This is a genomic window from Sediminicola luteus (assembly GCF_040566555.1).
Lineage (GTDB): Bacteria > Bacteroidota > Bacteroidia > Flavobacteriales > Flavobacteriaceae > Sediminicola.
Window position 1 is genome coordinate 93,912 of sequence record NZ_JBEWYP010000010.1, and the last position, 13,153, is coordinate 107,064.

The window sequence follows — 13,153 nt, forward strand, 5'->3', positions numbered from 1 at the left end:
TTTTTATGACCGCCACGCATATCCTGATCCTCATTGGGTGTTATTTTTTAGTGCTTTTACTCATCTCCTATCTTACCGGAAAAAATGATTCCAATAATGACTTTTTTAAAGCTGGCAAGCAATCCCCTTGGTTCTTGGTGGCCTTTGGGATGGTCGGAGCCTCCTTATCGGGGGTTACTTTTATTTCGGTTCCAGGTTGGGTAGAAGCCTCCCAATTCAGCTATATGCAAGTGGTATTTGGGTATCTCGTAGGGTATTTTGTAATAGCCTATGTCCTCCTGCCCATCTATTATAAACTTAATGTCACCTCTATTTATGAGTATTTGGGGCAACGTTTTGGACAGGTGAGTTATAAGACCGGGGCATTCTTTTTCTTTATATCCAGGGTACTTGGCTCGGCATTCCGACTTTTTTTGGTGGCCATTGTGCTACAACAGTTTGTTTTTGATGAGCTGAACGTGCCATTTGAAGTGACCGTGATCCTATCCATTCTCTTGATCTGGATCTACACCTTTAGAGGCGGGATCAAGACCATTGTTTGGACCGATACCTTGCAGACCTTATTTATGCTTGTTTCTGTGGGATTGTGCATCTATTTCATCAATCAGGAAATGGGGTGGACCTTCACTGAATTCCTTGCTTCGGATGAATTGAAACAGTACAATAAAATATTCTTTACCGACTCATTATTCAATAAGACCCACTTTGTAAAATCGTTCATTGGCGGTATGTTCATTACCATTTGTATGACGGGACTGGATCAGGACATGATGCAAAAAAACCTCACCTGCAAATCCCTGAAGGACGCACAGAAGAATATGATCTCCTTTACGGTGGTCCTTGTTATCGTGAACTTTATATTTTTGCTATTGGGTGCCCTTCTTTTTATATACGCAGCCAAATTCAACATCGCCATTCCTTTGATGGACGGCTCTCCTAAGTCCGACTTACTGTTTCCGGAAATAGCGCTCAACAACGGCCTGGGAATTACCGTGGCCGTCACATTTATGCTAGGGCTTATTGCAGCGGCGTACAGTAGTGCCGACAGTGCCCTGACCGCTTTGACCACCTCTTTCTGTGTGGATTTCTTGAACATTGAGAAGCGTCCGGAAGCCGTTCAAAAAAGCATCCGTAAGAAAACCCATATTGGGATGAGTATCCTTTTGATCATCGTGATCATTATCTTCAAGTATGTCCTTGATAAAAATGTTATAGACGGCTTGCTTACGGTTGCCACTTATACTTATGGCCCTCTTCTGGGCTTATTCGCTTTTGGCATCTTTACCAAGTACAAAATCATGGATCAGTATGTTTGGATGGTAGCTATTGCCTCTGTCCTGATCATTGTAGGAATCGCCAATGTTCCCATGGAATACCTGGGAGGCTATGCGGTAGGTTACGAATTACTGCCCATAAATGGCCTATTGACCTTTTTCGGGTTGTGGCTGATTCGAATCAAGGAATAACTGATTCAAGTATTTCAAATTAATACTGACCAGTTCCCAATAGCACCAAGGTACAGGCCACTTCCACCTCTATCCCCTCTTTTTCCAAAAGATCGTATAGTTCTGGATTTTCCGTGCCCGGATTAAAAATCACCCTTTTTGGGGAAAGGGCCAAAATACCATCATAGTAAGATACCTGTCTTTCCGGTCCTATATAAAGGGTCAGCGTATGTATATTATTGATATTCTTAAGGTCGGTCTTAATCGAAACTGAATCGATTCGCCCTTCTTTCAGTCCAAAAGCCTCTGTTTCAATCTGATTGGCCAATAAGCGTTTTACAGCCACATGACTGTACCTATTTGGTTTCAACGAGGCACCAAAAACAAGTGTTTTCTTCATATGTTAATATCAGTGTTAAATAATGTTAACGTTACCTAATTTTTAATAAAATTTTCGTCCCTTGGGAGGGACTAATTCGAAATCAAGTCATTGATAAGACTATATTTTTATAGTTAATGGTTAGTGTTTAGTATGGCTTATCAATGAAGAAACCCGGAGCATCTGCTTCGGGTTTTCTTTTAAATATCTCTCTGCAAATAGTCCATGACATTCTTACCACTTAATAATAACACTGCCCCAGGTAAATCCACTACCAAAAGCGGCAAGGACAACTACATCCCCCTCTTTTATCTTGCCTTGTTCCCAAGCCTCGGTCAGAGCAATAGGAATGGAAGCAGCAGTGGTGTTCCCATATTTCATAATATTATTGAAAACCTGATCGTCTGATAATCCAAACTTCTTTTGAATAAACTGGGAAATACGAAGGTTTGCCTGGTGGGGCACCAACATATCTATATCTGTGGTTTTTAGGTTGTTTTTTTCAAGCCCCTCTTTGATCACCTCACTAAAACGGACCACTGCATTTTTAAATACGAACTGTCCGTTCATATATGGAAAATACGATTCGTCATTGGGGTCATTATCTGCAATGATATCGTTGACCCAACGTTTCCCCATTCCTGGAGCTATCAATGATAATTCCTCGGCATGTTGGCCTTCTGAATGTAGGTGGGTAGATAATATTCCTTTGGATGTATCCTCTTCCCTACTGATGATGGCAGCTCCTGCCCCATCCCCAAAAATTACGGAAACTCCCCTGCCCCGTGTAGTCATGTCCAAACCGTGGGAGTGCAGCTCTGATCCAATGACCAAAACATTCTTATACATCCCTGTTTTCACATACTGATCTGCTACGGATACGGCATAGACAAAACCTGAACATTGGTTACGAACGTCCAACGCCCCTACTGTTTTAATATCTAGGTCGCGCTGAACCAAAACTCCTGGACCAGGAAAATAGTAATCCGGACTTAGGGTGGCAAAAATGATAAAATCGATATCATCCTTATCAATTCCCGCCCTTTCAATGGCCACCTTAGCGGCTTTTACCCCCATAGAGGTGGTGGTATCCTCTCCCTTTATAACGTGTCTGCGCTCTTGGATTCCTGTACGCTCTTGAATCCAAGCGTCATTGGTATCCATAAGCTTGGACAGATCATCGTTGGTCACTACATTTTCCGGTACATAGTACCCTAATCCTATTATTTTTGAATTGTACATCTTAAGGTTTGTTAGTTTTTTCGGGAATATGAAGCTTTTCTATATCCGTTTGTCAATATAATAAAGATTGATGGCATTCCATATAAAAGACAAAAATAAAATAAAGTCGATTAAAATTTCAATTGTTTCGCAGTCCGATCATTAAATTCAACCGCATTACTTTGTTTTAACGTTTTCACAACATTTAAAAGGAGGTGTATTTAGTAAATTGTCGGAGGAACACACAAAACGTTGTGGCTGTTCACCATCTTTAAATTTAACACTAATCTAAAGTTTAGTACATGAAAAAATTCTTACCCTTACTTTTAATGTTCTTTGTTTTCTGGGGATACTCACAGGAAAGCTTAACGTACCAGAAACCTTCAGAGGAAATATTAAAATTAGTTGACGCCCCTTTGGCACCTACCGTACTGATTACCGATAATGGCAAACATATGGTAATGCTCTACAGGGATGCCTATAAGACCATCGAAGAACTTTCTGAAGACGAATTACGATTGGCAGGACTCCGGATCAACCCAAAAACGAATATTGGAAGCCGCACCAATTACTACAATAATATCAAAATAAAGCCTACTTCCGCTTCCCAAGAAACCCAGGTCAGTGGATTGCCCGAAAACCCAAGGCTGGCAAATTTCAGCTGGTCTCCGGACCAGTCAAAAATTGCGGTGACCAATACCACAAAAACCGGCGTGGAAGTATGGGTTTTGGATCTGGAGAAAACTTCGGTTAGAAAAATCACCCAGGCCAATGTAAATGCCAACATGAGGGACGTTATCAACTGGTTCAAGGATGGTAATGCTATCTTGGTCAAAATGCTGCCTTCCGCCAGAAAGCCATTGGTCAATATTAACGAGGCCGTTCCCGTCGGACCTACCATTTCTTCAAATGACGGAAAAAAGGCACAGAACAGGACCTACCAGGATCTTTTGAAAAATCCGAATGACGAATTTAACTTTGAACAACTGGCCCTATCAGAATTGCACAAGGTAGACCTCAACGGAAATGCCTCTTTATGGAAAGGTCCAGATATGTACAGTTCTTTAAGTTTCTCTCCAGACGGTTCTTATCTTATGGCAGAGACAATAGACCGGCCCTTTTCCTATTTGGTTCCTTATTACAGATTCCCATCTACCACTACTATTTATAAGAACGATGGGAGCTTGGTACAGGAAGTACTAAAAGTGCCTTTAATTGAGGATCTACCCCAAGGATTTATGGCAGAACGTACCGGGATGAGGGATATCAGCTGGAGAAACGACAAACCTGCCTCCTTAATTTATGCCCAGGTATTGGATGGAGGGGATCCTGAAAACGAAGTGGCATTTAGGGACGAGGTATTTCAGTTAGAAGCCCCTTTCAAGGGAGAAGGCAAGAGCCTGCTAAAGACCATCAACAGGTTTGGTGGAATTCTATGGGGCAATGATGGACTAGCTATAGCCTATGACCGTTGGTGGAATACCAGAAATACAAAGGCCTATGTTTTTAATCCTTCGAATCCTTCTGAAAAGCCAATTATAATTTCTGACCGTAATTACCAAGATGTATACAACGATCCCGGGGAATTTGTGACCAGAAGGAATGAGTATGGGGTAAATGTTCTGGCCTTGGACAGCAAGAACAACGCTTTTTTGATGGGGGACGGATTTTCCGAAAAAGGTCAGTTCCCATTCGTAGACAAAATCAACTTGGTTTCCCAAGAAACATCCCGACTTTACCAGTCTACCCTTACGGACAAAAAAGAGACCTTGGTGGAATACCACCCGGAAAAGGACCAGCTTCTTGTGCGCATTGAATCTAAAAGCGAATATCCAAACTACTACTATAAAAGCCTGTTGCGCAAAAAGGCACCACAGCAGCTCACCGCTTTTGAAAACCCCTTCAAAAGCATCCAAAATGTACACAAGGAGGTTGTAACCTATAAAAGAGAAGATGGCTTGGAATTAACAGGGACCCTATACCTGCCTGTTGGATACGACAAGGCAAAAAAGGAAAAAATGCCCATGATTTTATGGGCCTATCCCAGAGAATTTAAGGACAAAAACAGCGCTTCACAGAATACCCAAAATCCGAATGAATTTACATATCCAAGCTGGAGTTCCCCCATATACTGGGTCACCAAAGGCTACGTGGTTTTGGATGATGCCGCCTTTCCTATCATTGGTGAGGGAGACGCACAGCCAAATGACACATTTAGGACCCAATTAGTAGCCAATGCAAAGGCTGCCATAGATGCCGTGGATAAGATGGGATATATTGATAGAACAAAAGTGGCCGTTGGCGGACACAGTTATGGTGCCTTTATGGTGGCCAATCTACTTTCCCATTCCGATCTATTTGCGGCGGGGATCGCCAGAAGTGGCGCCTACAATAGAACGCTCACCCCTTTTGGGTTCCAGAGCGAAGAACGGAACTATTGGGAAGCCCCAGAAGTGTATTACACCATGTCGCCCTTTATGCATGCCGATAAAATGAAAACTCCATTGCTTTTGACCCATGGGGAGGCAGACAATAATTCCGGGACTTACCCTATGCAGAGCGAACGTTATTTTAATGCCTTAAAAGGTTTGGGGGCAACAGTAAGGTTGGTGATGCTACCAAAGGAAAGTCATGGCTACAGGGCCAAAGAAAGCATCTTGCACCTACTATGGGAACAGGACCAATGGCTGGAGAAATACGTAAAACAAAAAGAAGAAATTATAGAAGCCCCTCTGATGGGGAAAGATTAAAAAAAAAGCCCCGAATACTTTCGGGGCTTTTTTTTATATGTATTGTCTAAAATTATTGACCACTACCTTGGCCTTGAGATCATGAAGTAAATTGTACAGCCCAAAAAAGGTTCTATTTAGATATAGAAAATGTTTGGAACCACGGTTGCCGTTCATTTTCCGTATCTGGGGATCCTTGGAATAGCGTTCACTTAAATTAGCGATCTTCGTCCAAAATTCATCAGCCCCAAAATCAAAATGCTCTTCATTAAAGGGTAATGTAAAAATAGTCAACAATTCCTTGAACAGTGCCTTAAAGAATTTCAATTCCTCTGGAGAATCGGTCTCCGATAAGATTTCCAATTCGTAGAGCTTCTCCATAAAAATGACATCATTCTCTATATTTTCCTTTTTGGCAAGCTCAAAATAAGGGATGTAAAATTCATTGGGCACCTCTTTGATACAGCCAAAATCTATGGCGATCAAGGTTTCCCTTTCACTGACCAAAAAATTACCGGGATGCGGGTCCGCATGTACTTTTCTCAAGCCATGGATTTGGAACATATAAAAATCCCAGAGGGCCTGCCCTAATTTATTACCCAATCCTTCATCAAAATTGGTTTTTGTAAACTCACTCAGGTGTTTGCCCTGCATCCAATCCATAGTAAGTATCCGCTCACTTGAAAGCGCTCCATAATATCTTGGAAACTCCATATTGGGGATATTGCCACAGGCTTCCGTAATTTCCCTGCTCTGCTTCAGCTCCAATATATAATTTGTCTCTTCTATCAATTTGTTTTCAACTTCCTTGAAATATTTATCGGAATCCTTTCCTTTTAAATTGAACATACGGATCGCTACTGGTTTCACCAATGCCAGATCACTGCTGATACTTTCGGCTACGCCAGGATATTGGATTTTCACAGCCAATTTCCTACCGTCCTTTACCGCCTTGTGTACCTGCCCAATGCTCGCGGCATTAATGGAGTCCTTTTCAAATTCGTCGAAAATCTCCTCGGGATATTTCCCCTGGTATTTTTTAAAAGTCTTTCTCACCAACGGGGCCGACAAGGGAGGAACAGAAAATTGAGATAGGGAGAATTTCTCAACATACGCACTGGGCAATAGGCTTTTCTCCATACTCAACATTTGGGCGACTTTTAGGGCACTTCCCTTTAGGCTCTTTAAACCATCGTAAATATCACCCGCATTATCTTCATTTAGCTCGTCCTTGGTCATTGATGGATCCACCAATTTCTTGCTGTAATACTTCACGTAGTTTCCCCCGACTTTTACCCCAGTTTTAACCAATTTTCCAGCTCTTTCTATTTTTCCAGTAGGAATTCTATCCAATGTTTTCATGCAATATGTTTTAAAGGCCTTTTAAAGCCAAGGGGTTAGGAATACAACTTTCAATCTAGGTGCATTTATGAAAAGTTCTCTTTGTACAGAAATTTTCCAAAGTCCAGGATGTTTTCCAGGGGGGTGTTATCAAAAAGATCAAAAATAGTGGTGACCGACTTTTCAATGGCCAAGTCTGTTTTTTCAAATGCAGGGGAAGAATCATCCATCCAGAATTTCAATAGGAAAAGGAACTGTAACCATGCCCCTTCAGAAAATAATTTAGGAGGATGTTGTGTTAGTTTAGAAGTCTTATTGGCATTCCCCTCTTCTATCAAATCCGTTGCGAACGATTTTATATGCTGGCGGAGACCTTTTAATTGTTCCATATTTTTGAGCATGTTCTTATTTTCATTTAACGAAAAAAGCACATAACTCCTATTTAGGGTCAACAATTCGAAAAAGGTAAAGAAGAAAGTGAGCATTTTGTCCTTGTTAGAAAAGGAATCAAAATCTTCATTCTTTTTGATCAACGCTTCTGTATTATTATAGAAGGTGGTCCAAATTGCTTTTTGCAAGCCCTCCACAGATCCGAAAAATTTATAAAATTCTTCTTCCTTTATCTTATTGGCCTTACAAAATTTATAGATGGACTTAGGCACTACCTCATGCTCCAGGACATAATCCATATATGCACCTATAATGGCATCTTCCGTTATTTTCTTAGTATTCGCTTTTGCTGGCATAGGGATGTTATTTTGTTTATACAAAAATACTATTATTTAAACAAAAATGTGTTAAACATATATGAAATGATTAGAATTCATAAAAAAAAGCGTGTTCGAGTGAACACGCTTTTTAAACAACCTAACCAATAAATAAACAAACTTGTTACAGAAATAATTCTTTTTCATAGCATTTTTTCCCTGTAACACTACAAATATAATAATTGTTTAGTTATTGATGCAAATATTTAAACAAAATAATTTGTTAATATTTTAGAATGACCATATTCATCCTTCGCTATGTGTCAGTTTGTCACTAATGCACAGTATGGTATTTTTTTTGACATAGGTTCTACATAAAATTTAAAACTATTTCAAAATATGGCTACAGGTAAGATTAATGTGTCCGTTGAAAACATATTTCCGTTGATTAAGAAATTCTTATACAGCGATCATGAAATATTTTTACGGGAATTGGTGTCAAATGCCACAGATGCAACTTTAAAGTTAAAGCACCTTACTACAATAGGTGAGACGAAAGTGGAATATGGCAACCCAATCATTGAAATCAAAATTGATAAAGAGGGGAAAAAGCTCCATATTATCGATCAAGGTTTGGGGATGACCGAGGAAGAGGTTCAGAAATATATCAATGAGGTGGCCTTTTCGGGTGCCGAGGAATTTTTGGACAAGTACAAGGATTCTGCAAAGGATTCTGGAATCATTGGTCATTTCGGTCTAGGTTTTTACTCAGCCTTTATGGTGGCAGAAAAAGTAGAGATCATCACCAAGAGCTATAAAGATGAGCCAGCGGCCCATTGGACATGTGACGGTTCTCCGAACTTTATTTTGGAACCAAGTGATAAAACAGAACGCGGAACTGAGATCATCCTTCATATTGCCGAGGACTCTACAGAGTTCTTGGAAAAGAATAGGATTTCTGAGCTTTTGAGCAAATACAACAAGTTTATGCCGGTTCCGATTAAATTTGGAACCAAAACAGAAACCCTTCCCAAACCAGAAGGTGCAAAAGAAGAAGACAAGGCTCCTACCCAAGAGGTGGACAACATCATCAACAATCCAAATCCGGCCTGGACAAAAATGCCGGCCGATCTTAAAGATGAGGATTATAAAGGATTTTACAGGGAACTCTATCCAATGCAATTTGAAGAGCCCCTTTTCCACATACATTTGAATGTAGATTATCCTTTTAACCTTACGGGGATTCTTTACTTCCCAAAATTGACAAACGACCTCAACGTTCAAAAAGATCGTATACAGTTATACCAAAATCAGGTATTTGTTACGGATAATGTAGAAGGTATCGTACCGGAATTCCTTACCATGTTGAGAGGAGTTATCGATTCACCAGATATTCCTTTGAACGTTTCCCGTTCTTACTTACAGGCAGATGGTGCAGTTAAAAAGATAGCTTCTTACATCACTAGAAAAGTGGCAGATAAGCTATCCTCCCTGTTCAAGAACAATAGAGAGGATTTTGAGGCTAAATGGAACGATATCAAGATCGTGATAGAGTACGGGATGCTATCGGAAGATAAATTCTTCGAAAAGGCAGACAAATTTGCGCTCTACCCAACCGTGGATGGCAACTTCTATACATTTGAAGAATTACAGGAAAAATTAAAGGACAACCATACCGATAAGGATGATAAATTGGTAATCCTTTATGCATCAAACAAAGAAGCACAACACAGTTATATAGAAACTGCCAAGGCCAGAGGTTTTGAGGTCTTGTTGTTAGATTCTCCAATTGTATCGCACTTGATGCAGAAATTAGAGACTTCCAAAGAAAATGTATCCTTTGCAAGGGTTGATGCCGATCATTTGGACAACCTGATTAAAAAGGAGGATACCCAAATCTCTAAATTATCCGAAGAGGAAAAAGAGCAATTAAAGACTGTATTGGAAGAGGTCATCCAAAATAAAAGCTATACCGTTCAATTAGAGGCAATGGACAGTGCTGCGGCACCATTCATTATTACTGAACCAGAGTTTTTAAGAAGGATGAAAGAAATGCAACAGACCGGTGGTGGTGGAATGTTCGGGATGAGCAATATGCCAGAAATGTACAATCTGATTGTAAACACCAATTCCGATCTAGTCAATGAGATCCTAAATACCAAAACGGCAAAGAAGAAAGAGCGATTGATCAATCAATCTTTGGATCTGGCCCGTTTGTCAAAAGGATTGCTTAAAGGTGAGGAACTTACCAACTTCATCAAAAGAAGTTACGAAATCATCAAATAACACGATTTTAATTCTATTAGGAAAAAGGGACTGCTTTGAAAAGCAGTCCCTTTTTTATTATTATATTCATACCATGATTTATCCATGGCATCTATATCTCATGTCCGCAATGTACTTTTTTGCGGGCATCATGCATTTTATAAAACCCAAGGCGTATTTAAGAATAATGCCCAGATATCTCCCGAACCATAAATTACTGGTGTTCTTGAGTGGACTAGCTGAAATTATTTTGGCAATTGGACTCTGTTTTGAAGAAACCAAAGACCTCGCTATCTTCGGAATAATAGCTATGCTGGCCGTATTCTTACTGGTCCATTTCTATATGCTGACTGGCAAAAAAGCCGCTGCAGGTATTCCGGTATGGGTTTTGGTCTTCCGTATCCCACTGCAATTTGTATTAATGTTTTGGGCTTTGTGGTACCTACAGTTTTAATAACTTTAAGGTCATATTAAAAAAAAACGTATCCTTAACAAGAAGGATGAATACTTATTTCCAATGAAAGTAATTGCTACCAATATAAGTATGGGCACCATGATTACATGGAATGGAAAAGAAGAAAAAACAGGAATTTTCAAAACGCCAACGGCAGAACCCATTTTTCTCGGGAAAACGGATGTGGAAAAGGATACTGTCGTGGATAGAAAGTACCACGGCGGACTGGATAAGGCCTGCTACCTTTTTTCTGCAGAAGAATATGAATATTGGAAAAAATTGTATCCCAATCTTGACTGGGATTGGGGGATGTTTGGTGAAAACCTCACCATAGCAGGATTGGAGGAGTCCCAAATACGAATTGGTGATATTTATAGCCTTGGTGGTGCATTGGTGCAAATTTCCCAACCTAGGGAACCTTGTTATAAGCTTGGGATCCGTTTCAATACCCAGAATATTATAAGACAGTTCATTGATAGATCCCATCCCGGAACCTATGTCAGAATTCTGGAGGAAGGCTTGGTTTCTCAAGGCGACAGTATGGTCTTGGTAGAACAGTCTGAAAACAGCTTAACTACCCAACAGTTTTACGACCTTTTGTTTGCCAAAGAAAAATCCCGTGAGCTCTTACGCCTTGCCATCAATAACACGGCTTTACCCTTAAAAAAGAGAGAAAGTTTAGAAAAGTACGTATAGCTTTCCCCATAACGGGAATTAAATTCTTTTGCATTAAAAGTAGGTTCGGTTTGAGGCATTTGACACCTTAAAAAATCCTTAAATTTAGATGTGAAACCACTGCTAAATATATAGTAAAATGAAAAAATATCTAATTCTGCTCTTTGGGGCCCTTGCCTTAACGGCTTGTAAAAACAAAACGGAACCCCTAAAAGAAGATGCTATGGCTAAAAATGAGGCATTTGGAACTTTACTGAACGACTATCATGAAGATGGTTTAAAATTATACCCCCTTAAAGCCACCTCGGAAGGTGACAATAGATACAATGATATTTTCCTGAACTTCCTGACCGAGGATTATAAGGCCATGGAAAGAGCCTATTACCAGAAATATAAGGATGCATTGGCCGCTATTAAGGATACAGAGCTTTCCGATAGCGAAAAAATGAGCAAGGCCATCTTGGAATGGGAATGTGCTAGGAATTTGGAACGAATGGAGTTTAGGGAAGACCTCACCCCTATCAATCAAATGTGGACCGTACAATTGACCATGGGCCAATATGCGGGAGGTACAAGTGCACAGCCATTCAAGACAGTCAAAGATTACGAGAATTGGCTAAAAAGGCTGGACAGTTATGTGGTTTGGATGGCCACCGCTGAAGAGCGTATGAGAGAAGGAATAGAAAAAGGGTATGTGCTTCCCAAATCCTTGATCAAAAAGGTGGCACCTCAATTAAAAACATTAACCACCAAGGACCTTGACCAACATTTATTTTTCTCACCGGTAAAGAATTTCCCGGACGATTTCAAAGATGTGGATAAAAAGAGACTTACAGATGCGTATTCGGTTATGATAAACGAGAAGATTATTCCCGCCTATCAAAAACTTTATGACTTTATGGGTTCTGAATATCTGGCTGCTGGCCGTAATACCAGTGGTATTGAAGCTACCCCAGATGGAAAGGCCTACTATGATTATTCCATAAAGCTGTATACAACAACGGATATGACAGCCGAAGAAATCCACCAAATAGGTTTGGATGAAGTAAAACGTATCTCTATGGAAATGGAGAAAGTAAAGCAGCAAGTTGGATTTGATGGCAACCTTAAGGCTTTCTTTGATTATGTCAGGAATAAAAAAGAATTGATGCCATTTACAGACCCACAGCAGGTCATAGACAATTTTAAAGCCATCCATGCGAAAATGAAGCCGCAAGTAGATCAGCTATTTGATAATCAACCCAAAACCCCATTTGAGATACGCCGTACCGAGGCATTTAGAGAGGCTTCTGCCAGTGCCGAATACAATCCCGGTTCTTTGGACGGCAGCAGACCAGGGGTTTTCTATGTCCCCATCCCAGATGTAACTGCGTATAATTTGTACTCCGATGAAGACCTATTCTTACACGAGGCCATTCCTGGACACCACTTTCAAATTTCACTGACACAGGAAAACGAAGATTTACCTAAGTTTAGAAAAACACTTTGGTACAGTGCCTATGGTGAAGGATGGGCCTTGTACACAGAGTCTTTGGGCAAAGAATTAGGGCTATATCAGGATCCCTACCAGTATTTTGGAATGTTGGGAGCTGAAATGCATAGGGCAGTAAGGTTGGTTGTGGACACAGGACTTCATGCCAAAGGATGGACCAGGGAACAGGCCATCAAATACTCATTGGATAATGAAGCAGAATCTGAAGAAGCGATTACGTCAGAAATAGAACGCTACATGGCCAATCCAGGTCAGGCACTTTCCTATAAGATAGGGCAGCTTAAAATAATGGAACTACGAGCCAGGGCAGAAAAGGAAATGGGAAAAGATTTTAACATCAAAGAATTCCACAACCAAGTTTTGGAAACAGGATGTGTTCCTTTGGCCCTCTTGGAAGACAAAATTAATGGGTGGATATCATCCAATAAAAAAGGGGCTGAATAGC

General features: G+C 40.3%; 10 protein-coding genes. 6 read left to right on the top strand and 4 right to left on the bottom strand.

The features are described 5' to 3' along the window. The first annotated feature begins 5 nt into the window (after positions 1–5). Entirely contained in the window at positions 6–1,466 is a 1,461-nt protein-coding gene (locus tag ABXZ32_RS14785; protein WP_354619457.1) for a sodium:solute symporter, read from the top strand. Between the two features lie 19 nt (positions 1,467–1,485). Here the strand turns inward: ABXZ32_RS14785 and ABXZ32_RS14790 are convergent, their stop codons facing one another. Next, a complete protein-coding gene (locus ABXZ32_RS14790) occupies positions 1,486–1,845 on the bottom strand; it encodes a CoA-binding protein (protein WP_354619458.1) in 360 nt (119 codons plus the stop codon). A gap of 213 nt (positions 1,846–2,058) precedes the next feature. After that, a complete protein-coding gene (locus ABXZ32_RS14795) occupies positions 2,059–3,066 on the bottom strand; it encodes a 3-oxoacyl-ACP synthase III family protein (RefSeq protein ID WP_354619459.1) in 1,008 nt (335 codons plus the stop codon). Between the two features lie 281 nt (positions 3,067–3,347). Here ABXZ32_RS14795 and ABXZ32_RS14800 point away from each other — a divergent pair, with 281 nt between their 5' ends. Then, a complete protein-coding gene (locus tag ABXZ32_RS14800) occupies positions 3,348–5,795 on the top strand; it encodes an alpha/beta hydrolase family protein (protein WP_354619460.1) in 2,448 nt (815 codons plus the stop codon). Between the two features lie 33 nt (positions 5,796–5,828). Here the strand turns inward: ABXZ32_RS14800 and ABXZ32_RS14805 are convergent, their stop codons facing one another. Together ABXZ32_RS14805 and ABXZ32_RS14810 are read right to left on the bottom strand one after the other, a co-directional pair. Further along, the gene (locus ABXZ32_RS14805; protein ID WP_354619461.1) at positions 5,829–7,136 is read right to left on the bottom strand and encodes an ABC1 kinase family protein; all 1,308 of its coding nucleotides are present in this window, start codon (positions 7,134–7,136) and stop codon (positions 5,829–5,831) included. Positions 7,137–7,201: 65 nt separating this feature from the next. Next, positions 7,202–7,861 (bottom strand): TetR family transcriptional regulator C-terminal domain-containing protein, encoded by a 660-nt coding sequence (locus tag ABXZ32_RS14810; protein ID WP_354619462.1) that lies wholly within the window; start codon positions 7,859–7,861, stop codon positions 7,202–7,204. 360 nt (positions 7,862–8,221) lie between these two features. Here ABXZ32_RS14810 and htpG point away from each other — a divergent pair, with 360 nt between their 5' ends. The 4 genes from htpG to ABXZ32_RS14830 all read left to right on the top strand — a co-directional run bounded on the left by htpG (position 8,222) and on the right by ABXZ32_RS14830 (position 13,152). After that, on the top strand, positions 8,222–10,108 hold the full coding sequence (gene htpG / locus ABXZ32_RS14815; protein ID WP_354619463.1) for a molecular chaperone HtpG: 1,887 nt from the start codon (positions 8,222–8,224) through the stop codon (positions 10,106–10,108). Between the two features lie 73 nt (positions 10,109–10,181). Then, a complete protein-coding gene (locus ABXZ32_RS14820) occupies positions 10,182–10,541 on the top strand; it encodes a DoxX family protein (protein ID WP_354619464.1) in 360 nt (119 codons plus the stop codon). Between the two features lie 63 nt (positions 10,542–10,604). Further along, the gene (locus tag ABXZ32_RS14825; RefSeq protein ID WP_354619465.1) at positions 10,605–11,237 is read left to right on the top strand and encodes an MOSC domain-containing protein; all 633 of its coding nucleotides are present in this window, start codon (positions 10,605–10,607) and stop codon (positions 11,235–11,237) included. Positions 11,238–11,355: 118 nt separating this feature from the next. Further along, positions 11,356–13,152: a DUF885 domain-containing protein gene (locus tag ABXZ32_RS14830; RefSeq protein WP_354619466.1), complete on the top strand. Its 1,797-nt coding sequence runs from the start codon at positions 11,356–11,358 to the stop codon at positions 13,150–13,152. Position 13,153: the final 1 nt, after the last annotated feature.

What these genes read in the sequence shown, in the direction of transcription:
- ABXZ32_RS14790 (WP_354619458.1), bottom strand. Translation starts at nt 1,845, where the DNA reads ATGAAGAAAACACTTGTTTTTGGTGCCTCGTTGAAACCAAATAGGTAC.
- htpG (WP_354619463.1), top strand. Translation starts at nt 8,222, where the DNA reads ATGGCTACAGGTAAGATTAATGTGTCCGTTGAAAACATATTTCCGTTG.
- ABXZ32_RS14805 (WP_354619461.1), bottom strand. Translation starts at nt 7,136, where the DNA reads ATGAAAACATTGGATAGAATTCCTACTGGAAAAATAGAAAGAGCTGGA.
- ABXZ32_RS14785 (WP_354619457.1), top strand. Translation starts at nt 6, where the DNA reads ATGACCGCCACGCATATCCTGATCCTCATTGGGTGTTATTTTTTAGTG.
- ABXZ32_RS14795 (WP_354619459.1), bottom strand. Translation starts at nt 3,066, where the DNA reads ATGTACAATTCAAAAATAATAGGATTAGGGTACTATGTACCGGAAAAT.
- ABXZ32_RS14810 (WP_354619462.1), bottom strand. Translation starts at nt 7,861, where the DNA reads ATGCCAGCAAAAGCGAATACTAAGAAAATAACGGAAGATGCCATTATA.
- ABXZ32_RS14800 (WP_354619460.1), top strand. Translation starts at nt 3,348, where the DNA reads ATGAAAAAATTCTTACCCTTACTTTTAATGTTCTTTGTTTTCTGGGGA.
- ABXZ32_RS14830 (WP_354619466.1), top strand. Translation starts at nt 11,356, where the DNA reads ATGAAAAAATATCTAATTCTGCTCTTTGGGGCCCTTGCCTTAACGGCT.
- ABXZ32_RS14825 (WP_354619465.1), top strand. Translation starts at nt 10,605, where the DNA reads ATGAAAGTAATTGCTACCAATATAAGTATGGGCACCATGATTACATGG.
- ABXZ32_RS14820 (WP_354619464.1), top strand. Translation starts at nt 10,182, where the DNA reads ATGATTTATCCATGGCATCTATATCTCATGTCCGCAATGTACTTTTTT.